At 64.3% G+C, this 24,124-nt stretch carries 22 protein-coding genes; 17 read left to right on the forward strand and 5 right to left on the reverse strand.

Going from position 1 to position 24,124, the window contains the following annotated elements:
* Positions 1 to 69: 69 nt before the first annotated feature.
* The gene (locus M1E01_RS08770; RefSeq protein ID WP_457974913.1) at positions 70 to 801 is read left to right on the forward strand and encodes an SOS response-associated peptidase; all 732 of its coding nucleotides are present in this window, start codon (positions 70 to 72) and stop codon (positions 799 to 801) included.
* Positions 802 to 816: 15 nt separating this feature from the next.
* Here the strand turns inward: M1E01_RS08770 and M1E01_RS08775 are convergent, their stop codons facing one another.
* Complete coding sequence (locus tag M1E01_RS08775) at positions 817 to 1,236, reverse strand: VOC family protein (protein WP_457974645.1); 420 nt, start codon at positions 1,234 to 1,236, stop codon at positions 817 to 819.
* A gap of 14 nt (positions 1,237 to 1,250) precedes the next feature.
* Between M1E01_RS08775 and M1E01_RS08780 the strand changes: the two genes are divergently transcribed.
* Positions 1,251 to 1,577: a chorismate mutase gene (locus M1E01_RS08780; protein ID WP_457974646.1), complete on the forward strand. Its 327-nt coding sequence runs from the start codon at positions 1,251 to 1,253 to the stop codon at positions 1,575 to 1,577.
* 51 nt (positions 1,578 to 1,628) lie between these two features.
* On the opposite strand, the gene M1E01_RS08785 is transcribed toward M1E01_RS08780, so the two are convergent.
* The gene (locus M1E01_RS08785) at positions 1,629 to 2,015 is read right to left on the reverse strand and encodes a hypothetical protein (protein ID WP_457974647.1); all 387 of its coding nucleotides are present in this window, start codon (positions 2,013 to 2,015) and stop codon (positions 1,629 to 1,631) included.
* Positions 2,016 to 2,158: 143 nt separating this feature from the next.
* On the opposite strand from M1E01_RS08785, the gene M1E01_RS08790 reads away from it, so the two are divergent.
* The 6 genes from M1E01_RS08790 to pdxS all read left to right on the forward strand — a co-directional run bounded on the left by M1E01_RS08790 (position 2,159) and on the right by pdxS (position 10,601).
* On the forward strand, positions 2,159 to 2,530 hold the full coding sequence (locus M1E01_RS08790; RefSeq protein ID WP_457974648.1) for a DUF6504 family protein: 372 nt from the start codon (positions 2,159 to 2,161) through the stop codon (positions 2,528 to 2,530).
* Positions 2,527 to 6,153 (forward strand): DNA polymerase III subunit alpha, encoded by a 3,627-nt coding sequence (locus M1E01_RS08795; protein ID WP_457974649.1) that lies wholly within the window; start codon positions 2,527 to 2,529, stop codon positions 6,151 to 6,153. The genes M1E01_RS08790 and M1E01_RS08795 overlap by 4 nt, the downstream gene beginning before the upstream one ends.
* A gap of 175 nt (positions 6,154 to 6,328) precedes the next feature.
* Positions 6,329 to 8,293 (forward strand): threonine--tRNA ligase, encoded by a 1,965-nt coding sequence (thrS, locus tag M1E01_RS08800; RefSeq protein WP_457974914.1) that lies wholly within the window; start codon positions 6,329 to 6,331, stop codon positions 8,291 to 8,293.
* A 21-nt stretch (positions 8,294 to 8,314) separates the two neighbouring features.
* The gene (locus tag M1E01_RS08805; RefSeq protein WP_457974650.1) at positions 8,315 to 8,902 is read left to right on the forward strand and encodes an HIT family protein; all 588 of its coding nucleotides are present in this window, start codon (positions 8,315 to 8,317) and stop codon (positions 8,900 to 8,902) included.
* Positions 8,892 to 9,512: a phosphatidylinositol phosphate synthase gene (pgsA, locus tag M1E01_RS08810; RefSeq protein WP_457974651.1), complete on the forward strand. Its 621-nt coding sequence runs from the start codon at positions 8,892 to 8,894 to the stop codon at positions 9,510 to 9,512. The genes M1E01_RS08805 and pgsA overlap by 11 nt, the downstream gene beginning before the upstream one ends.
* A 162-nt stretch (positions 9,513 to 9,674) precedes the next feature.
* Entirely contained in the window at positions 9,675 to 10,601 is a 927-nt protein-coding gene (gene pdxS, locus M1E01_RS08815) for a pyridoxal 5'-phosphate synthase lyase subunit PdxS (protein ID WP_400480042.1), read from the forward strand.
* Between the two features lie 233 nt (positions 10,602 to 10,834).
* Here the strand turns inward: pdxS and M1E01_RS08820 are convergent, their stop codons facing one another.
* Positions 10,835 to 12,847, reverse strand: coding sequence for a M3 family metallopeptidase (locus M1E01_RS08820; protein ID WP_457974652.1), 2,013 nt, complete (start codon positions 12,845 to 12,847; stop codon positions 10,835 to 10,837).
* Positions 12,848 to 13,117: 270 nt separating this feature from the next.
* Between M1E01_RS08820 and M1E01_RS08825 the strand changes: the two genes are divergently transcribed.
* Entirely contained in the window at positions 13,118 to 14,266 is a 1,149-nt protein-coding gene (locus M1E01_RS08825) for a CapA family protein (protein WP_457974653.1), read from the forward strand.
* A 140-nt stretch (positions 14,267 to 14,406) separates the two neighbouring features.
* Here the strand turns inward: M1E01_RS08825 and M1E01_RS08830 are convergent, their stop codons facing one another.
* The gene (locus tag M1E01_RS08830) at positions 14,407 to 15,084 is read right to left on the reverse strand and encodes a type 1 glutamine amidotransferase (protein ID WP_457974915.1); all 678 of its coding nucleotides are present in this window, start codon (positions 15,082 to 15,084) and stop codon (positions 14,407 to 14,409) included.
* Between the two features lie 59 nt (positions 15,085 to 15,143).
* Positions 15,144 to 16,433, reverse strand: a complete 1,290-nt coding sequence (locus tag M1E01_RS08835; protein ID WP_457974654.1) for a MurT ligase domain-containing protein — start codon at positions 16,431 to 16,433, stop codon at positions 15,144 to 15,146.
* Positions 16,434 to 16,523: 90 nt separating this feature from the next.
* Here M1E01_RS08835 and pdxT point away from each other — a divergent pair, with 90 nt between their 5' ends.
* The 8 genes from pdxT (at position 16,524) to secF (ending at position 23,987) form a co-directional block, all read left to right on the forward strand.
* A complete protein-coding gene (gene pdxT, locus M1E01_RS08840) occupies positions 16,524 to 17,246 on the forward strand; it encodes a pyridoxal 5'-phosphate synthase glutaminase subunit PdxT (RefSeq protein WP_457974655.1) in 723 nt (240 codons plus the stop codon).
* A 4-nt stretch (positions 17,247 to 17,250) separates the two neighbouring features.
* The gene (locus tag M1E01_RS08845) at positions 17,251 to 18,006 is read left to right on the forward strand and encodes a YebC/PmpR family DNA-binding transcriptional regulator (RefSeq protein WP_457974656.1); all 756 of its coding nucleotides are present in this window, start codon (positions 17,251 to 17,253) and stop codon (positions 18,004 to 18,006) included.
* 16 nt (positions 18,007 to 18,022) lie between these two features.
* Entirely contained in the window at positions 18,023 to 18,601 is a 579-nt protein-coding gene (ruvC, locus tag M1E01_RS08850) for a crossover junction endodeoxyribonuclease RuvC (RefSeq protein ID WP_457974657.1), read from the forward strand.
* A gap of 160 nt (positions 18,602 to 18,761) precedes the next feature.
* On the forward strand, positions 18,762 to 19,406 hold the full coding sequence (gene ruvA / locus M1E01_RS08855) for a Holliday junction branch migration protein RuvA (protein ID WP_457974658.1): 645 nt from the start codon (positions 18,762 to 18,764) through the stop codon (positions 19,404 to 19,406).
* A complete protein-coding gene (gene ruvB, locus M1E01_RS08860; RefSeq protein WP_457974659.1) occupies positions 19,399 to 20,487 on the forward strand; it encodes a Holliday junction branch migration DNA helicase RuvB in 1,089 nt (362 codons plus the stop codon). Before ruvA ends, ruvB begins: the two co-directional genes overlap by 8 nt.
* Before the next feature lie 231 nt (positions 20,488 to 20,718).
* Positions 20,719 to 21,102 carry a preprotein translocase subunit YajC gene (yajC, locus tag M1E01_RS08865; protein WP_457974916.1) on the forward strand — a complete coding sequence of 128 codons (384 nt, stop codon included), beginning with the start codon at positions 20,719 to 20,721 and terminating at the stop codon, positions 21,100 to 21,102.
* Between the two features lie 111 nt (positions 21,103 to 21,213).
* Positions 21,214 to 22,971 carry a protein translocase subunit SecD gene (secD, locus tag M1E01_RS08870; RefSeq protein ID WP_457974660.1) on the forward strand — a complete coding sequence of 586 codons (1,758 nt, stop codon included), beginning with the start codon at positions 21,214 to 21,216 and terminating at the stop codon, positions 22,969 to 22,971.
* Positions 22,971 to 23,987: a protein translocase subunit SecF gene (gene secF / locus M1E01_RS08875; protein WP_457974661.1), complete on the forward strand. Its 1,017-nt coding sequence runs from the start codon at positions 22,971 to 22,973 to the stop codon at positions 23,985 to 23,987. Before secD ends, secF begins: the two co-directional genes overlap by 1 nt.
* Positions 23,988 to 24,124: the final 137 nt, after the last annotated feature.

Below are 24,124 nucleotides of genomic sequence, written 5' to 3' on the forward strand. Positions count from 1 at the left end.
AACGCGTGTGCCGGTATTCCCCCGCCTGTGTTGCGATGGCATGCTGGAGCCATGTGTGGACGCTACGTGATGGCCAGGGCTGTCGGGGACCTGCTGGCGGAATTTGACGCTGAACTCGAGAACGACGTCCAAATACCGCCTTCGTGGAACATCGCTCCGACTGACGATGCCCCGATCGTCCTCGAAAGGCTGACCGACGCGGCCCCGGTCCGCCAGCTGCACGTCGCCCGCTGGGGTCTTGTCCCTTCGTGGGCAAAAGACCTCCGGGGCGGGGCGAAGATGATCAACGCCCGGAGTGAGACCGTGCTGGAGAAACCCGCGTTCCGGAAGGCGGTGCAGTCGCGCCGCTGCGCTGTGCCGGCCGACGGCTATTACGAATGGAAGCAGGGTGACGGTCGTAACAAGCAGCCCTACTACGTCCACCCGCGGGACGGGTCCGTCATGGCGTTTGCCGGACTCTACGAGTGGTGGAAGGACCCGTCCGTACCGCCGGGGGAACCCGGCCAGTGGATGCTTTCGATGTCCATCATGACGGCGGACTCCCCGCCGGCAGGTGCTGAGGGCACGATCTTCGCAGAGCTTACCGCGCTGCATGACCGGGTGCCGCTGCCGATGGGCCGGGACACGATGTCCGCCTGGCTGGACCCGCAGGTGGATGATGCTGCGGGCCTCGTGGATCTCGTGCGCTCGGGCGTGAAGGAGGTCGCGGCCGGCTGGCGGGTGGATTCCGTGGGCCAGGCTGTGGGGAACGTACGCAACAATTCGCCCGAACTCATCGAGCCGGTTGCGGCTCTCTTCTAGTGGGGTGCCTCCGCATCAGACGGTGACCCGGCCGCCGTCGTCCACCGACCATGTGGGGTTGAACGCAATCTCCCACCGGAAGCCGTCCGGATCGGCGAAATAGCCCGTGTAGCCGCCCCAGGGCTGCGTTTTCGGAGGGGATACGATGGCGGCACCTGCGGCCTCCGCTTCTGCCATCACCTCATCGACGCCGGCAGCACTTCCGACGTTATGGCTGAGCGTGATGCAGGGAACAGGGCCGGGAGCATCGACGCCGGCTTCGGACTGCATCTGGCCGACCTCCCAGAGCGAGAGCATGAGTCCGTGATTGGCCTGAATGAACACCACCTCCGGGAATTCCCGGTGGACCGGCCACCCGAGACCCTCAACATAGAAGCGGCGGGAGGCGGCCACGCTGCGCACTCCCAACGAAATAAAATCGACTCGGGGCTGCATGGTTCGATACTGTCATGGACATGCCCACAAATCACGGAGACGATAAAAGCGCCCAGGCTGACAGGGAACAGCTCGCCGCTGTCCGGATCGCCGTGGATGAGGTGGATGACCAGATCGTCACCCTGATTGCACGGCGCGAGCGCCTGATCAGGATCGCGGGAACGCTGAAGGGCGATGACGCTGAAGTGCGGGCTCCGGGGCGGGTGGAACGCGTGATTGAACATGTCCGTTCCGCCGCGGAGAAAAAGGAAATTGACCCGGACATCGTCGAAAGCACCTACCGGGCGATGATTTCGAAGTTCATCGAACTCGAGATGAAGATCCACAACGAAAACAACTGAGTGGGTACGTGCCCGTCCCGCGCTTGTGCTGCGCTGGCCGGCGGCAAGAGGCTAAAGCGATTCCTCTACCGGCACGCCTGACTGGAATTCACGGCCGTCGGCCTCGCTGAAGGCTGACATCAGGTGGCCCTTCTCAAGGCCGAGCACGGTGCTCATGGGGAACTTGCCCGTGATGGTGCTGCCCGAGTGCTCGACGCTCTTGAGGTCGAAGTTTTCCTCGGTGCCGTCATGGCTGAAGGCGTACATGGACACGGCTTCGCCATTCATGAACTCTATTCCGAGCCTCCGTTGATGCGAGTAGTCCGGAGTTGCAGCGACGAGCCCCACGACGAAGGCGCCCGATCCTGGAATATTGCCGTCAATATCGAAGGTGGCCACCAAATCGCTGTCTTCGGCGGCGATGCTTACGTGCTTCAGGAGTGCGTCATTGGAACTCATGGCTCCATCCTGCCCTCTGAGCCGCCGTCCGTCCACACTTCACCTAGGTTTTGTCAGCGGCCCGGCGTAGACTGTTCTTATTCGAATACATATTCGAATGCTCCCATATTTACAGCAGGTTGATTTCGTATCCGGAGGCACGAGTGGGCATGTTCAGTGAGTCCGTGGACGTTGTCTGCGGACCCGATGGCCGGCCTGCCGAGCTGCGATGGGGAGGCCGGAACTATGCAGTCTGTGCTGAACCAGTGCATTGGTTTGAGCGCCGCCAGTGGTGGGCCGAGGAACAACGCGCTCCTTTGGGCAGCGGCCAGGGACTCGTAGACCACGAGATCTGGCGCGTCCAGGTGGTGCCTTCTGAGGCCGCCCCCGGCCCGACAGCTTCTGCCGTTGGCGCTCCTGAATCGAAAACCCCTGCTGCTCCTGAGCATCTGACCCTTGACCTGGTCCGGCATACCGGCAGCGGACGCTGGCGGCTCCTCCGGATCCACGACGCCCTTCGGCATAAAACAGCATGAGTTTCACGCATCTCCACGTTTCCACCGCCTTCAGCGCCCATTACGGGGTCTCCTGGCCTGATGAGCTGGCCCAGTCAGCGGCCGCCGCCGGGGCCACCGCCCTTGCCTGCACCGACAGGGACGGGCTGTATGGAACGGTAAAACACCTCAAGGCCTGCATGGCTGCCGGGATTGACCCCGTTATCGGAGTGGACCTTGGCGTGTATGACGACGGCGCAGACCTGCGCAGCTCGCCCGGCGGCCGCGTCGTGGTGCTGGCGCATGGGCACACCAACGGTGCCGGATACAGGGCGCTCTGCCGGCTGATTTCGGATGCACATGCCCGCACCACGGGTAAGGCCGGGGGAGCAGTGCCCGTTGCCGTGACCCGGGCGGAACTGGCATCAAGGGTCCTTGACCCCGCAACCCTCAAACCTGTCCTCACCGTGCTTGTCGGTCCTGATTCCGACGTGGGCCGTGCCATGGGTGGCCGCCGTTACCTCCGGCCCCGCACCCTGTTCAAGGGCTGGCTGGATGCCCTTCCGGCCGGAAGCATCGTTGCCGAAGTCGTCTCCCACCTCAGCCCTCCGGGACAGGCGCTCAGCACGGCGCACGCCGTCCGCATGCTCAAACTTGCCCAGGAGTTCGGGATTCCTGCCGTTCTGACCAACGCCGTCAGATACTGCGCAGAGGACGGAGCAGCTACTGCCGACGTTCTGGATTCAGCACGCACCCTCAAATCGTTGCCCGAGCTCTCCGCCGCTCCGCTGCTCCAGCCCACCGGGCAGGGATGGCTGAAATCGCCTGGACAGATGCTGCAGCTGGCAAAGGAGATCATTTCCGCCGCCGGATACAGTGCAGCCGACCTCCAGGTGCTGCTCGCGCAGACGGAGGCGCTCGCGGACCGCTGCAGGGTGGACCCCGCAACGGATATGGGATGGAAGCAGCCGGTGGTTCCGGAAGCATCGGTGATTGGCATTGAAGGAGATCCCCTGGCGGAGCTGGTGCAGCGGTGCGAGGCCGGTGTATCGCGCCGGTTCCCCGGGATCTCCGGCCAGGCGGAGGCTGACATGCGCGCCCGGCTCGAGCACGAACTGAAGATCATCTCCAACCTTGGCTTCGCTTCCTACTTCCTGACTGTGGCGGAAGTGTCGCGGATGATCCTGGACATGGGAGTCAGGGCAGCCGCCAGAGGATCCGGCGCTTCAAGCCTGGTCAATTACCTGATCGATGTCAGCCAGGTGAACCCGCTGCAGCATGACCTGATTTTTGAGCGGTTCCTGTCGCAGGACAGGTCCACCCTGCCGGACATCGACATTGACGTCGAAAGCGCAGAGCGGCACAACGTTTACCGGAAGATCTTCGACCGTTTCGGGTCCCAGCGCGTGACTCTCATGAGCATGCAGAACGGATACCGGGCACGGGGTGCCGTCCGCGACGCCGGAATGGCGCTGGGCATGGACGAAAACGATGTTGGTGAAATCGCCAAGCAGCTCTGGCGTTTCTCAGCCCGCAAGTTTCGGGAAGCGCTCGAGGAAAAGCCTGAGCTTCGTGAATTTGCGGACCGGTTGGAACAAAGGGATTATTCCGGCAACCAGCAGCTGGATCTGCTCGTTGACCTCACCGAGCGCCTTGACCGGCTGCCTCGCCACATTTCGATGCACCCATGCGGGGTGATCCTGGGAGATGCCACCCTCCTGGACAGGACGCCCGTCCAGCCCAGCGGGCTGGGACTGCCCATGAGCCAGTTCGATAAGCACGACATGGACCCGATGGGCATGCTCAAACTGGACGTGCTGGGTGTCCGGATGCAAAGCGCCATGGCGTTTGCGGTACGGGAAATCATCCGCATCCACCCGTCCAAGGCCGAGGTGGTGTCAGCGGGCGCGCATCCCACCCGGCCGGACGGCACGGGACCTGACTACATCAGCGACAATGGCTTCATCGACCTGAACGCGGTACCGCTGGATGATGAGCCCACGTATGAACTGATCCGGAGTACCCACACGCTGGGCTGCTTTCAGATCGAGTCACCCGGCCAGCGCGAACTTGTGGGCAAATTGGCGCCCCGGGAATTCAACGACCTCATCATCGATATTTCCCTCTTCCGGCCGGGTCCCATGAAATCTGACATGGTGCGGCCGTTCCTGGAGCACCGGCACGGCTTTGCCCCGGAGGTCTACCCGCATCCGAACCTCAAGCCCGTGCTGCAGGAGACCCACGGGGTGACCGTGTTCCACGAACAGATCCTGAGGACCTTTGACGTGATGACGGGCTGTGGACTGGCGAAGGCTGACGAGTTCCGCAGGGCGTTGAGCAACGAGGTCATGGAATCCCAGGTGGAGGAGTTTTTCCGCCGTGAGGCCAAAGCCAAGGGGTATTCGCCGGGCGTGGTCGACAAAGTATGGGGGACCTTGAAATCGTTCGCCAGCTTTGGCTTCTGCAAGGCGCATGGCGCGGCCTTTGCCGTACCCACGTACCAGTCGGCCTGGCTGAAAGCACATCATCCGGAGGCATTCCTTGCCGGACTGTGGGAGCACGATCCCGGCATGTATCCCAAGCGTCTCCTTGTCGCCGAGGCCCGCCGGCTCGGCATCCCCATTCTCCCGCTGGACATTAACCTCAGCGGGGATGAATACCGGGTGGAACGGGTCGGCGAGGGCCGGGACCGCGGAAAACTTGGGATCAGACTGAGCCTGAAAGGTATATACGGCCTTTCAGGGGCTGAATTAAAGCGGATTGTGGCAGGGCAGCCCTATGACTCCCTGGCGGATCTCCGGGCACGGGCACGGCTGACGAAACCGAGCATCAGAAGGCTCGCCCAGCTGGGCGCCTTCGACTCCCTGCACCGGGAGTCAGGTGGAGCCGCCAATAGGGCCGACCTTGTCCAGCACCTTCAGAACCTGCAGACCGGCCAGTCCAAAAAGGGGACAGAGATCATTGAGGGCCAGCTGGCCCTGCCCCTGGGTGATGTCGAGCTGAGGAACGTCAAGGCAGAACTCCCGCCGCCAACATTGGTCGAGAATGTCCGGGCTGAACTGGACCTCATGGCCGTGGACGTCAGCGAGCATCTGATGGCCAGCCACCGCCCCCTGCTGGACAAGCTAGGCGTCACCACCGCGGACAAACTCCTGGGTTTGAGGAACGGCACCGAGGTTTTGGTGGCCGGAGTGCGTGTTGCCACCCAGACTCCGCCCATGCGCGGGGGCAGAAGGGTGGTGTTCATCAGCATCGACGACGGCACCGGGTGCGTGGACTCAGTGTTCTTCCATGAGGCGCAGGAACTGGCGGGACCCCTGCTGTTCGGGACCCGGCTGCTCCTCATCCGCGGAACCACCAGGAGAACCGGTCCGCGTGGCATCAGCCTCAGCGCCAGCATGGCCTGGGATCTCAGCAGGGTCGAAAGCCTGCCCTTCCCGGAAGATTCCTTCCCGGCAAACTCCTCCCGGGAAAACCCCTCTCCGGAAAACCCCTCTCCGGAAAACCCCTCTCCGGAAAACACAGTTCCCTCCCGGGATGATTCCGGTAACGGGCCGGACAACGGAAAACTGCACCCCGGTACCGTCATTCCCGAAGAGTTCCGGAGCCCCGGCCCGCTGAGCGGAATCGGCCGGAACCTTGCCATCACCGGGCTGAGCGGATGACCTTTTCCTGTCCGTCCGGCCCGTGTCCCGCTTTGGCTGGCCTCAGCCCTTGTGGATACCATTGACGAGGCTGGCTGTGGTCCCCGTACGCCACAAGCTACGAAGCCTTAACTTTGAATAGGAGACACCCGTGTCAGATGCCCAGCAGATCACCCTCATCGTCGATGGCGAAGAGATGAAGGTGACTACCGGGACCACCGGCGCGGAGCTCTTCTTCGACCGCCGCGAAGTCGTTGTAGCCCGCATTGACGGCGTGCTGAAGGACCTTGACCAGCCGCTTCCCGAAGGTGCTGAAGTCGAGGGGGTCACCATCGACTCCCCGGACGGCCTCAATGTCCTGCGCCACTCCACCGCCCATGTCATGGCCCAGGCGGTGCAGCAGCTGCGGCCCGACGCGAAGCTCGGCATCGGCCCCTACATCACGGACGGCTTTTACTTCGACTTCGACGTGGCGGAACCCTTTACTCCGGAAGACCTCCGGCAGCTCGAAAAGATGATGCTCAAAATCGTCAACCAGAACCAGAAGTTCGTGCGGCGCGTTGTGTCCGAGGACGAGGCCCGCGAAGCCATGAAGAACGAGCCCTACAAGCTGGAACTGCTGGGCAGGAAAAACGATGCGGCAGAGGCCGGCGAAGGCGTCAGCGTCGAGGTCGGTGCCGGGGACATCACCATTTACGACAACATTGACCGCAAGAGCGGTGACAGCGTCTGGTGCGACCTGTGCCGGGGCCCGCACCTGCCCAACACCAAGCTGATCTCCAACGCCTTTGCCCTGACCCGCTCCTCCGCCGCCTACTGGCTGGGCAACCAGAACAACCAGCAGCTGCAGCGCATCTACGGCACGGCCTGGCCCACCAAGGACGCACTGAAGGCCTACCAGGAGCGCATCGCTGAAGCCGAGCGCCGTGACCACCGCAAGCTTGGCGCCGAGCTGGACCTGTTCTCGTTCCCGGATGAGCTGGGTTCCGGCTTGCCGGTATTCCACCCCAAGGGCGGCATCATCCGCAAGGCCATGGAAGACTACTCGCGCCAGCGCCACGTGGACGCCGGCTACGAGTTCGTCTACACGCCCCACATCACCAAGGGCCACCTCTACGAAGTCTCCGGGCACCTTGACTGGTACAGGGACGGCATGTTCCCCGCAATGCACATCGACGCGGAGCTCAATGAGGACGGAACGGTGCGCAAGCCCGGCCAGGACTACTACCTGAAGCCGATGAACTGCCCCATGCACAACCTCATCTTCCGCTCCCGCGGACGCTCCTACCGGGAGCTCCCGCTGCGGCTGTTCGAATTCGGCTCGGTCTACCGTTACGAGAAGTCCGGCGTTGTGCACGGCCTGACCCGTGTCCGCGGGATGACACAGGACGACGCCCACATCTACTGCACCCGCGAGCAGATGAAGGACGAGCTCACCACCACGCTGAACTTCGTCCTGGGCCTGCTCAAGGACTACGGGCTGGATGATTTCTACCTGGAGCTGTCCACCAAGAACGAGGACAAGTTCGTCGGCGACGACGCCACCTGGGAGGAAGCCACCCGCACTCTGGCTGAGGTAGCGGAAGCCTCCGGGCTGGAGCTGGTGCCGGATCCCGGGGGTGCTGCGTTCTACGGCCCGAAGATCTCGGTCCAGGCCAAGGACGCGCTGGGACGTACGTGGCAGATGTCCACCATCCAGCTCGACTTCAACCTGCCCGAACGCTTCGAGCTGGAGTACCAGGCTGCAGACGGCACCCGCCAGCGCCCCGTCATGATCCACCGCGCCCTGTTCGGTTCGGTGGAGCGCTTCATGGGCGTACTCACTGAGCACTATGCCGGCGCCTTCCCTGCCTGGCTCGCCCCGGTCCAGGTGGTCGGGATTCCCGTGGCGGAAACCTTCAACGACTACATGTTCGACGTCGTGGACCAGCTCAAGGCTGCCGGCATCCGGGCCGAGGTAGACATCTCCTCGGACCGCTTCCCCAAGAAGATCCGCACCGCCAGCAAGGACAAGATCCCGTTCGTGCTGATCGCCGGCGGCGAGGATGCCGAGGCCGGAGCGGTATCGTTCCGCTTCCGCGACGGGAGCCAGGACAACGGCGTGCCGGTGGCCGAGGCAGTCCAGCGGATCGTGGACGCGGTCCGCAACCGGACCAGCTAGCCACACGGACGAGAGGTACACGTGCAGGAGAATACGGGCGAAGGCTATCCGGGCGACGCCGAGGTGACGGACGATTTCGGCCTCGCTGGCGTACCGGACGCATTCCAGCGACTGTGGACTCCGCACCGCATGGCGTACATCAAGGGCGGGCAGCACCAGTTCAAAAACCAGGACGACTGCCCCTTCTGTGTTGCACCGAGCCGCTCGGATGAGGAATCCCTGATCGTGTACCGCGGCCGTACCAGTTACGTGGTGCTCAACCTCTTTCCCTACAACCCCGGCCACCTGCTGGTCTGCCCGTACCGGCACATACCGGACTACACGGACCTGACCGTAGAGGAGACCGCCGAATTTGCCGATCTTACTCAGACCGCCATGCGCGTGCTGCGGAAGGTCTCGAATCCCGGCGGGTTCAACCTGGGCATGAACCAGGGGGTCGTGGGCGGGGCCGGAATTGCGGGACACCTGCACCAGCACGTCGTTCCGCGCTGGGGCGGGGACGGGAACTTTTTCCCGATCATCGCCCAGACCAAGGCGATAACGCAGACGCTTGACGAGGTGCGCCAGCAGGTGGCCGACGCCTGGCCGGGGGAGACGCATGCTGAATAGGCATGCGCGCGGTTTCTTCACCGCCCTGTTCTCGCCGCTCGCCCGCTGGCTGCTCAAGATGGGTGTCTCGCCGGACGCCATCACGATCATCGGCACCGCCGGTGTGGTGGTGGGCGCCTTGGTGTTCTACCCGCTGGGCCATCTCCTGTGGGGAACCCTGTTTATTACGGCCTTCGTCTTTTCCGACGTCATCGACGGCATCATGGCGCGGATGCAGGACCGGGGCGGTTCCTGGGGCAACTTCCTGGACTCCACGCTGGACCGGCTGGCGGACGGCGCGCTGTTCGCCGGCCTTGCCATCTGGTTCTTCACGGGAGGCGCCGATACAGCGATAGCCGTGGCCGCCGTCGTCTGCCTTGTCCTGGGAATGGTGGTGTCCTATGTCAGGGCAAAGGCCGAGTCCCTCGGGTTCCAGGCGAATGTGGGCATCGCGGAGCGCGCTGAACGGCTGGTGTCGGTGCTTGTCGTCACCGGCCTGACCGGACTGGGACTGCCGCCCGTCGTGCTGCTGGTGACGCTCGTGGTGCTGGCTGGCGCAAGCCTGGTCACGGTGGTCCAGCGGGTGCTGGCCGTCCGCCGCCAGGCCTGCCAGGGCACCCCGCAATCCTGATGCAGCCCTGATTAAGCCCGGCTGCCGCGGTGGGACTACTATTAGGAATACCTGGTCAATGGATCCGGTAATCCGGTGTGTGCGAATTGCGGCATTCGCGTGCCGTCCGCGCCGGGCCGCGAGAGCGGATCCAGCAACATCTATCTACCCATAGGGGTTTTTGTGTCTACACCTGATGTAAGCAGCGAAGCCGGCTCGTCCGCCAACAGCGTCACGGGCAGCAGCCGTGTCAAGCGCGGCATGGCTGAGATGCTCAAGGGCGGCGTCATTATGGACGTCGTCAACGTCGAACAGGCCCGCATCGCCGAAGACGCCGGTGCCGTTGCCGTCATGGCGCTCGAACGCGTCCCGGCCGACATCCGCGCCCAGGGCGGCGTGTCCCGCATGTCCGATCCGGACATGATCGACAAGATCATTGAGGCCGTCTCCGTCCCGGTCATGGCCAAGGCCCGCATCGGCCACTTCGTCGAGGCGCAGGTCCTGCAGTCCCTGGGCGTGGACTATATCGACGAGTCCGAGGTCCTGACTCCTGCCGATTACGCGAACCACATCGACAAGTGGGAATTCACCGTTCCCTTCGTCTGTGGCGCCACGAACCTCGGTGAGGCCCTGCGCCGCATCAACGAGGGCGCGGCCATGATCCGTTCCAAGGGTGAGGCCGGCACCGGCGACGTTTCCAACGCCACCACGCACATGCGCCAGATCCGCGCCGAACTCCGCCGCCTGACCTCCCTGCCGGAGGACGAGCTGTACGTTGCGGCCAAGGAACTGCAGGCACCGTACGAACTGGTCAAGGAAGTCGCCGCCACCGGCAAGCTCCCCGTGGTGCTGTTCACCGCTGGCGGCATCGCCACCCCGGCCGACGCCGCCATGATGATGCAGCTCGGCGCCGACGGCGTGTTCGTCGGCTCCGGCATCTTCAAGTCCGGCAACCCGGCCCAGCGTGCCGCCGCCGTCGTGAAGGCCACCACCTTCTTCGATGACCCGGACGTCATCGCCAAGGCCTCCCGCGGCCTGGGCGAGGCGATGGTCGGTATCAACGTCGACGAGATCCCGCAGCCGCACCGCCTCGCCGAGCGCGGCTGGTAGAACTAGGCGACAATCGCGCCTAACGCTATCGGCTTGATAAGCGAGACCGCTGAGGCTCCGTAGACGAGGCGCCCCGGCGCCGAGTTTGTGGAGAAGCGGTCGAACGACGACGGCGGCCGATCACCCTTGGTGATCGGCCGCCGTCGTCCGTTCTTTCCAACTGGCTCGCACTGGTTGTCCTTATCAGCAGCCATGACGACAACAACTGCGAGCCAGTTGGGCGCGGCAGGCGGCTACTGCAGGCCGCGGCGCTTGAGCAGCGGCTCGAGGGCAGCGTCGCGGCCGCGGAAGGTGCGGAACGACTCCAGAGGATCCCGGCTGTTCCCGCGGGACAGCAGCTCGTCGCGGAAGCGGTCGCCGTTGCTGCGGTTCAGCCCGCCGTTGTCGATGAACCAGTCCACAGTCTCAGCGTCCAGGACTTCACTCCAGATATAGGAGTAATAGCCGGCCGCATAGTAGTCACCGGCGAAAATGTGCTGAAAGTAGCCGGTGCGGTACCGCGGCGGTATGAGGGTATGCGCAACTCCCGCCGCCGCGAGCGCCTTCGCCTCGAACTCGAGCGCATCCTCCGGTACGCCGTCAGGCTCCAGCACATGCCACGCCAGGTCCAGCAGCGCCGCACCAAGATATTCGGTGGTCGCAAACCCCTCGCCCCACAGCCGTGACTCGTTCAGCCGGTCAACGACGTCCTGGGGGAGCGGCTCGCCGGTGCTGTAGTGGCGCGCATAATTTGCCAGCACTTCGGGCCACATGATCCACATCTCGTTGACCTGGGACGGGTATTCCACGAAGTCACGGGGCACGCTGGTTCCGGAAAACCGCGGATAGGTAACTTTCGAGAACAGCCCATGGAGGGCGTGGCCGAACTCGTGGAAGACGCTGCGGACCTCGTCCAAGGTCAGCAGGGTGGGTTCACCCGCGGGCGGCTTCGAGATGTTGAGGTTGTTGATCACCACCGGCCGCTCGTCCAGGAGATCGGACTGCTCAACCAGCGAATTCATCCACGCCCCGCCCCGCTTGGACTCGCGCGTGTAATAGTCGCCCAGGAAGAGGCCCAGCGCGGAGGCGTCCTCGTTGCGGACTTCCCAGATACGGACATCCGGGTGGTAGCCGGCGAGGTCCGGACGTTCGTGGAACGTGATGCCGTACAGCGACGTGGCAGCGAAAAACACCCCGTCGGCCAGGACACGGTCCAGTTCGAAGTAGGGCCGGATGGCCTGCTCATCCACCTCGTACCGCTCCCGCCGCACCTTCGCCGAGTAGTAGGCCCAGTCCCATGCCTCAAGCGGGTGCCCGGCGGTCTCCGCCAGGGCCGCGGCTTCGGCGTCTGCATTGCGGACGGCCGGGGGCGCCAGGCGGCTCAACATTGACCTGACTTCCTCGAAGTCCGGTGCCGTCTGCCTGTCCACAACGAGCTCGGCATAGTTGCCATACCCCAGCAGGACAGCCTTCTCACCACGCAGCCGGGCCATGGACTTCACCAGGTCCAGCACATCGAGGCTGCCGCCGCTGCTGCCCCTGGCAATCGACGCCTCGTACAGACGCCGGCGCACCTCGCGGTTCTCCAGTGCCGCCAAGGCCGGCTGGTTGCTCGGCTGGATAAGGGTCAGCAGGTACTTTCCCTCGTGTCCGGCCGTGCGCGCGGCCTCGGCGGCGCTGGAGATCTCATCGGCCGGCAGCCCCGCCAGGTCCGAGGCATCGTCCAGCAGCAGGGCGGCCTTCTTCATCGCCTCCTTGACGCGCTGGCCAAACTCCGTGCCCAGGCGTGACAGCTCCCCGTTCAGCTCCCTCAGCTGCTCCTGGCCCTCATCATCGAGCTGGATCCCGGACTGGTGGAATTCCTTGAGGTATTCCTCGACCAGGCGGGCGGACTCCGCATCGAGGCCTGCAGTATCGATGGCAGCGAACCGCGTGTACAGGTCCCGGTTGAGGTAAACGGCGTCCTGGTGCGCGGAGAACCGCGGGGACAGCTCGGTCTCCAGTTCCTGGATTGCCTCTGAGGCGTCGGCCGACACCAGCGTGAAAAAGGATGCTGCAGCACGCTGCAGCAAGCGTCCCGAGCGCTCCATGGCCAATGCTGTGTTTTCGAAGCTTGCCGGTTCACGGTTCTCGACAATGTCCCGGATTTCGTCAAGGTGCTGTGTGAGTCCCACATCCACCGCCTCGGCGAAATGGGCGTCTTCAATGGCTGCAAAGGGGGGCAGCCCGAACGGCAGGCTGCTGGGGGTCAGCAGGGGGTTGGTCATGCAGCAACCCTTTCATGCAGGTGGGACGTTCACAATGACGTCAGCAGCGCGTTTTGGGCACCGCGCCGCCGTAGGATTGCGGTTATGGGGAACACTCACAGATTTTTTACCTGGACGGCCAGAAGCGCTGCATCAGCGGCGCTGGTTGCATCGCTGGCTTCGTGTGGCGTCATCGCAGGTCAGGAGGGCGGACAAGCGCCAGCCGGTACAGCACAGGGAACACCTGGCGCCGCAACGACCACTTCGTCCAGCCCTTCGGGGTCACCGGAGGTGTCGGACTCGCTGGCTGCCGGAGCATCCGGCGGCTCGACCGCCGGGCAGACAGGGACACCCAGTGAGACAGCCACGGCCGGCGCGACACCCGGCGTCGGACCTGAATGCAAGGGCGTGCGGTGTGCCTCAGTGCTGGTCACCGGGGACATGCTGGTGCACACGCAGCTGTGGGAGCAGGCACGCCAGGATGCGCTGGCGGCCGGCACAAAGGGGCTGGACTTCGTCCCGCTGCTCGAAGGCCAACGCCGCTACATCGAACAAAGCGACCTCGCCATCTGCCACCAGGAAACTCCGGTGGCAGCTCCAGCCGGACCTTTCTCGGCCTACCCGTCATTCAACGTGCCCCCGCAGATCATCGCCGCCGCCAAGGCCGTGGGGTACCAGGCGTGCACCACGGCGAGCAACCACACCATCGACCAGGGCACTGCCGGCCTGGTCCGGACACTGGACGCGCTCGACGCTTCCGGCCTGCAGCACACCGGCTCCTACCGGACGAAGGCAGAATCGGACGGCATCCTCATCCTGCCGACGCAGGCTGCCAACATCGCCATCATCCAGGGCACATACGGCTTGAACGGCCAGATTCCGGAGCAGGACTGGCAGGTGGACATGCTGGACGCTCCGACCATGATCGCCAAGGCCAAGAAGGCCCGCCAGCGTGGTGCGGACATCGTGCTCGGTGTCATGCATGCCGGGGACGAATACGCCAGCGCCCCCAACGCCCAGCAGCAGGAGACGGCGCACGCCCTGGTGGACAGCGGGCAGTTCACCATGATCTACGGGCACCACACGCACTCCGTGCTGCCGATTGAAAAGTACAAGGGAACGTGGATCGTCTACGGGCTCGGCAACGGAGTGACAGAGCTGTCGCCCACCTACGCCGTGAACAATGAGGGGCTGCTGGTAAGGGCTCAGTTCAGCCAGGACGCGGCCGGCACATGGACCGCAGCGGACCTCGGCTGGGCACCCTCGGTCATCGTCAACGCGCCCTACCGCTGGTGTTCGGTGGCCTCCGACGCGCCCCAGGGCGTCTGTGCCAGCCCGGCGGCCGACGCCGAGACACGCCAGCGGACCAAGGCAGTGGTGGAATCCATGGGCGCCGCGAAGGCCGGCGCCCACGAACTCCTGATCACCAAGGAGAAATAGCGGGCATTATGACGGAGCCTGCCTGCTCGGCCTGTCCGCGCGGGCAGGCCCTGGCTGCTGCAGGCTTTAGCTGCTGCAGGCTCTAGCGGTGCAGGCTTTAGCGCAGCGGATGCGGGCGGCGGGCGCTGGAAGAACAGCAGCTAGCGCGGCCGGCGCGCTGCGTGCTCCCGGGCCAGCACCGCGAAACGGTCATCCGGATCACCCGGCGTGAAGGAACCGTATTTTCGTTCGACGGCGGTACGGATCAGGTAGTCGGCTATCGCGGGGTTCTTTGGGAGCAGGGAGCCGTGAAGGTAGCTCGCCACGATGTTGCGGTAGCGGGCGCCCTCATGGCCGTCCTTGCTGTTGTTGCCGGTCCCTTTTTCGACCGTGCCCAGGGGCTTTACGCCGGGCCCGAGGGTGGTCTGCCCGCTGTGATTCTCGTAGCCAAGGACTTCGCCGAACTCCGGGGTGGTCACCTTCACGTTGCCGATCAGGCGTTCATCCGTTCCGTGGGTCTCCACGTCCAGGATGCCGATGCCAGGAATGACGGCGCCGGAGCGTGTCTTGAAGAAATGCCCGAACAATTGGTACAGGCCGCAAATCACGAGCATGGGCGCGCCGTCCTCCGCGAGTCCGCGGAGGGTGTCCGCCCGCATCTGCAGGTCATCCTGGATCACCAGCTGGCCGCTGTCCTGCCCGCCGCCGGCAACGATCACATCCACCTGGTCCGGAAAATCGTCACCCGGGTTGTACTCGAGGAGTTCCGGGGTGTATCCGTGCCACTTCAGCCGCTGCTGCAGCACCAGGGCGTTGCCCCAGTCGCCGTAGATGTTCATGTCGCGCGGGTAGAGCTGCAGGACCCGGACGGTTCCCTTGCTGCCTGATGTCCCCGGGGTCACGAGACCACCTCCACTGTGGTGATTTTGGACAGCTCGCGGCGGATGGCGAGCATGGCGGTGTAGGTGCAGAAGATGCGCTTCGGTTTGTCTCGCGCGGCGGCAATGAAGGCCGCAAGGGCAGGGGAGATCTCCGTGTCGACGGAGCGGACGGGCACCTCGTCATACTGCAGGCGCAGGGCCATGTCATAGGCGCGGGAGCCGCTGACCTGGTCTACGCCGTCCGCCCGCAGGGATTCGAAGTCGACGTCCCACAGCCAGGACATGTCGCGCCCGTCAGCATAGTTGTCGTTGATCGCGATCATGGTGGCGTACCCGCCCGAGGGGAACGACTTCAGGCCCAGCCGGAACCCGCTGGGGTTCTTCACCAGCACCAGATCCAAAGGCAGCCCATCCACCACCAGGCTCTCACCGCGGCCAAACGCCGGCGCCACCTGGGACAGCGCGGTCAGCAGGGCGGCATGGTCCGCCGTGGCGGCGCCGCCGCAGATGCTGCGGGCCAGGACCAGGGCAGCGGCAGCGTTGAAGATGTTGTAGACGCCGCGGAGCTTCATCGATGTGGTGACCGTGGCGCCGTCGTACTCGAAGTCGGCGTCGTCCGCGCCCACGCGGCGAAGCACGACGTCGGCAGCCGGCTTCTGGGGGACGGCCGCCGGAGGCGGACTGCCGGGGCCTGCACGCAGCTCGTCGTCGTTGGGAAAGGTGGCCAGCAGCGAATCGTCCAGGCCGAAGTACCGGACCTCCGGTCCGTGCAGCGTCTCGGCGATGCGTGCCACGCGGGGGTCTTCGCGGTTCAGGACCACTATTCCCGTGGTCTTGGACGCGATGTGTTGGAGCAGCTGCGCCGTCTTGTCGATTTCCCCGAAGCGGTCAAGCTGGTCGCGGAGCACATTCAGCAGCAGGCTGTAGCGCGGGGGGACGCGGTTGACGAAGTGCACGGCGTGGGCTTCGTCCAGCTCCAGCACGGCAATGTCAGCATTCAGGCGTCCGAGCATGTCCACCTCGCCGAGCAGCGCAGCAGCGACGCCCCTTGTGAAGTTGCTGCCGGTGCGGTTGGTGAACACCTTCAGTCCCTGGCTCTCGAGGAGCTCCACCACCATCTTCGTCGTGGTGGTTTTTCCGTTGGTTCCGCTGACCACCGCCACCCCGTGGGGCAGCGTGGACAGGGTTCTTTGCATGAAGCCGGGGTCAATTTTTTCGACCACCAGGCCGGGAAAAGCGGAGCCTCCGCCCCTGAGCCGGGTTACCCGGCGGACGAGCTTGCCGAGCGGAACGCTGAAGGAAAACATGCTTTGAATATATCCCAGCTGAGGCATGGGACAGGGCGGCCGGCGGGCCGCGGGCAAGGGCAACGGCCCCCGGGACACTATGATATTTGGATGACCAATCCCCTTTCCGCCGAGGCGCCGCGCGCCCGTACAGGTATCGGTGCCGGACTCCGCATTGGCGTCCTGGCACTTCAGGGCGACTTCCGTGAGCACCTTCGTGCCGTCGAAGCAGCCGGTGCCGTCGCCGTCAGCGTTCGCCGCCCGGCCGAGCTGGACGGCCTGGACGGCCTGATTATTCCCGGCGGGGAATCGACGGCCATCGACAAGCTTGCGCGTGCGTTCGAACTGGCCGAGCCGCTGCGCAAGCACATCGCCGGGGGCCTTCCGGTCTACGGGTCCTGTGCCGGCATGATTCTGTTGGCACACGATATAGCCGACCCCGCCACCGACCTCGCCGGAAACCCTCAACAGACCTTCGGCGGGCTGGACATCACCGTGCGGCGCAACGCGTTCGGGCGCCAGCGGGAGTCGTTCGAGACGGACCTTGACTTCAAGGGACTGGACTTCAGCGCCACGGACGAAGGCATCGCTCCTGTGCACGCCGTCTTCATCCGCGGTCCCTGGGTGGAACGGGTGGGCGAAGGCGTCGAAGTGCTTGCCCAGGTGGAGCCTGCGGATCCGGCTCATGCTTCCCACGCTGCTGATCTGCAGGGGACAGCTAGAATTGTTGCAGTGCGTTCCGGCCGGCTGCTGGCCACCTCCTTCCACCCGGAAGTGACGGGGGAGAAACGCGTGCATGAACTTTTTATCCGCATGATCAGAGGAGAAGCGTAGAAGCATGTCAGGCCACTCCAAATGGGCAACGACCAAGCACAAGAAGGCCATCATTGATAGCCGCCGGGCAAAGTCGTTCGCCAAGCTGATCAAGAACATCGAAGTTGCGGCACGCATGGGCGGACCGGATCTTGCCGGCAACCCTGGCCTGGAGCTGGCCGTCACCAAAGCCAAGAAGACGTCCGTGCCCAACGACAACATCGATCGCGCCATCAAGCGCGGCGCCGGGCTCACCGGCGAAGTCGTGGACTACACCGAGATCATGTACGAAGCCCGCGGGCCCCAGGGATCCGCCCTGCTGATCGAATGCCTCACAGACAACAAGAACCGCGCGGCTTCCGAGGTCCGGCTCGCCATCTCCCGCAATGGCGGCACCATCGCCGATCCCGGTTCCGTCAGTTACCTCTTTACCCGCAAGGGCGTAGTCACCCTGCCGAAGAACGGCCTGAGCGAGGATGACGTTCTGATGGCCGTGCTGGACGCCGGGGCCGAGGAAGTCAAGGACAACGGCGACAACTTCGAAATCCACTCGGACCCGAAGGACCTGCAGGCCATCCGGGATGCCCTCAAGGAAGCCGGGATAGAGTACGACACTGACGAAGCCGAGTTCGTGCCGTCCATGGAGGTTCCGCTGGATGTGGACGCGGCCAAGAAGTTCATGAAGCTCGTTGACGCGCTGGAAGACCTGGACGACGTCCAGAACGTCTACAGCAATGCAGACCTCAGTGACGAAGTGCAGGCCGCACTGGACGCCGAGTGACTTTTGGGGCCGGCGGGTGACGCTGCGCGTGCTGGGAGTTGACCCCGGCCTGACGCGCTGCGGCATCGGTGTGGTGGACGTGGAAAAGAACCGCCGCGCCAGCATGGTGGCTGTGGGCGTGGTCGGCACATCACCCGGGGAGACGCTGGACCAGCGGCTGCTCGTCATAGCCCTGGCGATAGACGACTGGCTCGACCGGTACGAACCGCACGTCCTCGCCGTCGAGCGTGTCTTTTCCCAGCTCAACGTCAGCACCGTGATGGGCGTTGCCCAGGCATCCGGCGTGGTGATTGCGGCGGCCGCCCGGCGCGGAATCCCGGTGGCTCTCCATACGCCGTCGGAAGTGAAAGCGGCCGTCACGGGAAGCGGCAACTCCAACAAGGACGCCGTGACCAAGCTCGTCACCAAGATCCTCCGGCTTGACGCCCCGCCGCGGCCAGCCGACGCGGCCGATGCCCTTGCCCTTGCCATCACCCACGCATGGAGGGCGGGCAGCGGCGCTGCGGTTGCCACCACCGGGCCGGGCAGCCAGGCGCTGACTCCGGCCCAGCGTGCCTGGGCGGAGGCAGAGGCGAAGGCGCGCCGTGCACGGTGATTGTCGCAGCCCTTGCTAGGGTATTCGTAGATATGTTCGGATAGCCGGTCGGAGACACTGCAATGAAAGACGACACTGCAATGAAAGACACTGCAATGAAAGACACTGCATTGGAAGACACGGCATTGGTCCGTCCGGTGGAAGTTCAGGAGCCCCGGCCTTGATAAGTTTTCTCCGCGGAACCGTAGCCCACATTGGACTGTCCACCGCGGTGATCGACCTCAACGGCGCCGGCATGAGCGTGTACGCTACTCCGCAGACCCTGAGCAAGCTCCGCGCCGGCGAGGAAGGGAAGCTCCACACCTCGCTGATTGTCCGCGAAGACTCGCTCACCCTTTTCGGCTTCGCCACTGATGACGAGCGTGAGGTCTTCGACATTCTGCTGAGTGTGAGCGGAGTAGGACCCCGGCTGGCTCTGGCAGTCCTCGCGGTCCACGAACCTGAAGCCATCCGCGTGGCAGCCCACAACGGAGACAGCAAAACGTTCACCAAAGTCCCCGGCATCGGGCCCAAGGTGGCAGGCCGCATCGTGCTCGAACTGGCCGGAAAGCTGGTGCCGCACGGTACCGCGCCGAGTGCCGCCCCTGTCCCGTCAGGGGAAGCCGTCTGGAAGCCCCAGGTTGTGGCCGCCATGGCAAGCCTCGGGTGGTCTGAGAAGGACGCCACAGGCAGCATCGAGAAGGCGCTGGCCGACGCGCCGGACCTGGCGGAGAAGGGAAACGTCGCCGAGATTCTGCGTACCACCCTGCGCTGGCTTGGGCAGGACGGCGCCCGGGCCGGCAACAGGGCAGGCAGCCGTGGCTGAGCCCTCCCTCGTGGCCGGGGGAGAGGAGCCGGAGGAGCGCGCGATCGAAGCTGCCCTGCGACCCAAGAACCTGCACGACTTCGTAGGCCAGCACCGGGTCCGCAAACAGCTGTCTTTGGTGCTGCAGGCGTCCCGAATGCGCGGCCGCACGGCCGACCACGTGTTGTTTTCCGGTCCGCCTGGCCTGGGCAAGACCACTCTCGCCATGATCGTGGCTGCGGAAATGAATGCGCCGCTGCGGATCAGCAGCGGCCCGGCCATTCAGCATGCCGGGGATCTCGCGGCCATCCTTTCCTCGCTCTCCGAGGGCGAGGTTCTGTTCCTGGACGAAATCCACCGGATGTCCCGCCCTGCCGAGGAAATGCTCTATATGGCGATGGAGGACTTCCGGGTGGACATTGTGGTCGGCAAGGGCGCGGGCGCCACGGCCATTCCGCTGGAGTTGCCGGCCTTCACGCTGGTTGGTGCCACCACCCGCGCAGGCCTGCTCCCCGGACCGCTGCGCGACCGGTTCGGTTTCACCGGGCACCTTGAGTTCTATTCAGTCGAGGAACTCGAACTTGTCCTGCGCAGGTCTGCGGGCCTGCTGGACCTGAAGGTCAACTCTGCGGGCTTCAGCGAAATAGCGGGCAGATCGCGCGGTACCCCCCGTATCGCCAACCGCCTCCTCCGGCGCGTACGGGACTGGGCCCTGGTACACGGGATCGAGCAGATAGATGCCAGATCAGCGTCCGCTGCCCTGGACATGTACGAAGTGGACAAGCGCGGCCTGGACCGCCTCGACCGCTCTGTGCTGGCGGCGCTCATCACCAAGTTCGGCGGCGGACCGGTAGGCCTCTCCACCCTGGCCATCGCCGTGGGAGAGGAACCCGAAACAGTCGAGACCGTTGCCGAGCCGTACCTGGTCCGCGAGGGTCTCCTGGGCAGGACGCCCCGGGGGCGTATTGCCATGGCCCCGGCATGGACCCACCTGGGCCTCGCTGTTTCCGACGGCGTGTTCGGACAGGACACTCTGGACCTGTTCGGACCGGAGACGGAAGATGAAGAATCCGCTACGGACTGGATTTCCAACACCCAATAACAGCGTCCCTACAGCTTTTCCCTCTAGACTGGAATGACGCTCGGCACGTCCGTGCCTTCGTTTCTGCGGCCGGCCCCCAACGGGCCGCTGCTCCCGGCCATGAGTGTGGGCCGGCAGCGGGACGAAACGGACCTGCTGTAACCCAGCTACGCAAGTACAGAACGGAACTTTCCTGTGTTCTCAAATATCACTGCCCAAGCCCAGCCGCAGGCCGGCGGCGGCATTGACATCATGTCCATCCTGCTGTTCGTCATGCTCGGCATCTTCATCTTCATGATGTTCCGCCGAAACAAGAAGACGCAGCAGCAGCAGGCGGCCCTCCAGTCGCAGTTTGCTCCGGGTGTCGAGGTCATGACGAGCTTCGGCCTGTTCGGCCGCATCGTGTCGATCGATGAAGAAGACAACAAGGTGGTGCTGGAACTGTCTCCCGGCAACCTGGCCACCGTTCACCGCCAGGCCGTCACCAAGATCATGGAGCCTGCGGCCGGTGCCACCCCGGTTCCGGATGATGCTTCGTCCCTCACTGTTGACCGGGACGAGAGCACTCCGGCCGCGACTGAAACTCCGGATGAGACCTCGAAGCGCCTCAACGACGAAGGCAAAAAGGACGTCTGATCCGCAGGCGCGTCCGTGCGCCGCGCAGCACTCTCTTCGGCAGCGGCCCGCCGTCGGGACGGGCGTCCAGCCCGCACCGGCGGTTCCTCCGTATAAATAGAAAGATCGACAATGGCAAGAACTGGCCACAAGAAATCAGCCATCCGGGTGTTGGTCTGGCTTGGCGTAATTCTGGCTGTCATGACCGCCGTCCTCGCAGGCGGCACCATGGCCGGGCAGGCCAGCTGGGCTCCCAAGCTTGCCTTGGACCTTGAAGGCGGCACCCAGATGATCCTGGCGCCCAAGGTGGAGGGCGGCTCCGACATTAACGAGGAACAGCTGAACCAGGCTGTCGCGATCATCCGCCAGCGTGTTGACGGTTCTGGCGTAGCCGAAGCTGAAATCAGCACGCAGTCGGGCCGGAACGTCGTGGTGAGCCTCCCGGGCACGCCGTCGTCCGAGACCCGCGCCCTGATCCAGGCATCAGCGGACATGAACTTCCGCCCGGTCCTGCTCAACGGTCCCGGCACTCCCGTTCCCCCGGAGGAGCGCACCCCCGCGGCGCAGCTCCCCAAGCCCACGGCCAAGCCGGCGAACGGCAGCGATTCAAACTGGATCACCGCGGACATCTACAAGCAGTTCGAGGCACTGGATTGCGCCAACCCTGAGCAGGACAAGCAGGAGCGCTCCGATCCCGCCAAACCCTTGGTCACCTGCGAGCCTGCTGCGGAAGATCAGCCGGCCATCAAGTACATCCTGGGCCCGGTTGAGGTCAAGGGCGTCGAGATCCAGGGCTCCACGTTCCAGCTCCAGCAGGGTGTCCAGGGTGCCGTCACCAACGAGTGGGCCGTCAACATCCAGTTCAACGCCGAAGGTACTGCCAAATTCAAGACGGTCACCGAGCGGCTGCACCAGTTCTACCTGGCCGCCGGCGGGGAATCAGGCACCGACCCGAAGTCCCAGTTCGCCATCGTCCTGGACGACCAGGTCATCTCTGCTCCGCGGGCGCAGGCTGTCATCACCGACGGCCGCCCGCAGATCACCGGGGGATTCACCGAGCAGTCGGCGAAGACACTCTCTGACCAGTTGCGCTTCGGTGCACTGCCCATCAGCTTCGACATCCAAAGCGAGCAGCAGATCTCCGCGACCCTCGGTGGTGAGCAGCTGCGAATGGGCCTGCTGGCAGGCATCATCGGGCTGTTGCTGGTGGTTGTCTACTCCCTGTTCCAATACCGCGTCCTGGGCTTTGTCACCATTGCGTCGTTGGTGGTGGCCGGTATCCTCACCTATCTGGCGATCGCAATCCTCGGCTGGACGGAGAACTACCGCCTGTCGCTTGCCGGCGTCGCCGGCATTATCGTCGCCATCGGCCAGACCGCCGACTCCTTCATCGTCTACTTCGAGCGCATCCGTGATGAGCTGCGTGAAGGCCGCGGCCTCGTGTCCGCCGTTGAAAACGGATGGAAGCGCGCCAAGCGCACCGTGCTGGCCTCCAAGGCCGTCAACCTCCTCGCAGCACTGGTGCTGTACTTTGTCGCCGTTGGCAACGTGCGGGGCTTCGCGTTCACGCTCGGCCTCACTGCCATCGCCGACCTGATCGTTGTGTTCATGTTCACGCACCCGACGCTTCAGCTGCTCGCCCGCACCCGGTTCTTTGGTGAGGGCCACCGGTTCTCCGGCCTGGATCCCGAACGCCTCGGCGCCGTGCCGTTGTACAGGGGCGCCGGCAGGATCCGGACCCCGGAGGAGAAGCCCGTCGCAGTACGTGCCAAGAACATCGGTGCCTCCGCCGAGGCGGAGCGCCGGATGACGATTGCAGAACGACGCCTCGCGGAAAAGCAGCAGCAGCTTGCGGGTTCCTCCAAGGGCGCCAACAAGGAGAGCAAGTAATGGCTAAAAGTTTTGCGACCTTCGGCAACGAGCTGTACACGGGAAAACGCTCCTACGACTTCGTCGGTAAGAAGAAGCTTTGGTTCCTGATCGCCCTCGCGGGCGTTGCCTTGTCGATCCTCATCCCCGTAGCCAAGGGCGGATTCAACCTGGGCATTGAGTTCCGGGGAGGCTCGGAATTCACCGTCTCCAATGTCAAGACCACAGATGCTTCGCTCGGCGAAAAGGCTGTGGAGGACGTGGTCCCGGGCAGCGTGCCGCGCGTGGCCAACGTTGCCGGGACCACCATGCGAATCCAGACCGACAAGCTTTCCGATGATGAGACCCTCAAGATCAAGGAGGGCCTGACCAAAGCCTACGGAGTCACCGACAACGAGGTGACCTCCACATTCGTCGGTCCCACCTGGGGTGCGGACGTGACCAAGCAGGCGCTGCTGGGCCTGGTCGTGTTCGTGGCCTTGGCGACAGTGCTCATGGCGCTGTACTTCAGGACGTGGAAGATGTCACTGTCTGCGATCGCAGGCATGGCCGTGACCATGTTCATCACCGCCGGCGTCTATGCGCTCAGCGATTTTGAAGTAACGCCCTCAGCCGTTATCGGCTTCCTGACCGTGCTCAGCTATTCGCTGTACGACACGGTGGTGGTGTTCGACAAGATCCGTGAAAACACGGCGGACATCGACGCGTCCACCCGACGGACCTTTGGTGAGGAAGTTAATCTGGCCGTGAACCAGACCCTGGTGCGTTCGATCAATACCATGATGGTGGCGATCCTCCCTGTGGCGGCGATTCTCTTCATCGGCGCCGGGCTGCTCGGAGCAGGAACACTGCGGGACCTGTCGCTTGCCCTGTTCGTGGGGATCCTGATCGGTACCGCAGCCACTATCTTCATCGCCGCGCCGATGTATGCCTGGCTGCGGCAGAACGAACCCGAGCTGGTCAAGCAGGCCAAGCGCGTGCAGCACCGGCGGGCAGAAGCCCCCGCCAAAGCCACCGCCGGGCCGGCGCAGGCTTAGCAGCAGCTAAAAAAAGACCGGATGCCGTTGCCGCGGCATCCGGTCTTTTGCGTCGCCGTCTGCGCCACTGGCGAAGCCTCGGTTATTGAGCACACCTGCGGCGGGAATAGACTGGAATAATTAAACGGGTCGTGAGG

It is taken from the genome of Arthrobacter sp. D1-17, assembly GCF_054130535.1.

Bases quoted from the DNA above. Each gene is read 5' to 3' on its own strand.
- thrS (WP_457974914.1), top strand. From the start codon at position 6,329: ATGAAGGTGACTACCGGGACCACCGGCGCGGAGCTCTTCTTCGACCGC.
- M1E01_RS08820 (WP_457974652.1), bottom strand. From the start codon at position 12,847: ATGACCAACCCCCTGCTGACCCCCAGCAGCCTGCCGTTCGGGCTGCCC.
- pgsA (WP_457974651.1), top strand. From the start codon at position 8,892: ATGCTGAATAGGCATGCGCGCGGTTTCTTCACCGCCCTGTTCTCGCCG.
- pdxT (WP_457974655.1), top strand. From the start codon at position 16,524: ATGACCAATCCCCTTTCCGCCGAGGCGCCGCGCGCCCGTACAGGTATC.
- M1E01_RS08775 (WP_457974645.1), bottom strand. From the start codon at position 1,236: ATGCAGCCCCGAGTCGATTTTATTTCGTTGGGAGTGCGCAGCGTGGCC.
- M1E01_RS08845 (WP_457974656.1), top strand. From the start codon at position 17,251: ATGTCAGGCCACTCCAAATGGGCAACGACCAAGCACAAGAAGGCCATC.
- secD (WP_457974660.1), top strand. From the start codon at position 21,214: ATGGCAAGAACTGGCCACAAGAAATCAGCCATCCGGGTGTTGGTCTGG.
- M1E01_RS08785 (WP_457974647.1), bottom strand. From the start codon at position 2,015: ATGAGTTCCAATGACGCACTCCTGAAGCACGTAAGCATCGCCGCCGAA.
- secF (WP_457974661.1), top strand. From the start codon at position 22,971: ATGGCTAAAAGTTTTGCGACCTTCGGCAACGAGCTGTACACGGGAAAA.
- M1E01_RS08830 (WP_457974915.1), bottom strand. From the start codon at position 15,084: ATGAACATCTACGGCGACTGGGGCAACGCCCTGGTGCTGCAGCAGCGG.
- M1E01_RS08795 (WP_457974649.1), top strand. From the start codon at position 2,527: ATGAGTTTCACGCATCTCCACGTTTCCACCGCCTTCAGCGCCCATTAC.
- yajC (WP_457974916.1), top strand. From the start codon at position 20,719: ATGTCCATCCTGCTGTTCGTCATGCTCGGCATCTTCATCTTCATGATG.
- M1E01_RS08770 (WP_457974913.1), top strand. From the start codon at position 70: ATGGCCAGGGCTGTCGGGGACCTGCTGGCGGAATTTGACGCTGAACTC.
- M1E01_RS08780 (WP_457974646.1), top strand. From the start codon at position 1,251: ATGGACATGCCCACAAATCACGGAGACGATAAAAGCGCCCAGGCTGAC.
- M1E01_RS08835 (WP_457974654.1), bottom strand. From the start codon at position 16,433: ATGTTTTCCTTCAGCGTTCCGCTCGGCAAGCTCGTCCGCCGGGTAACC.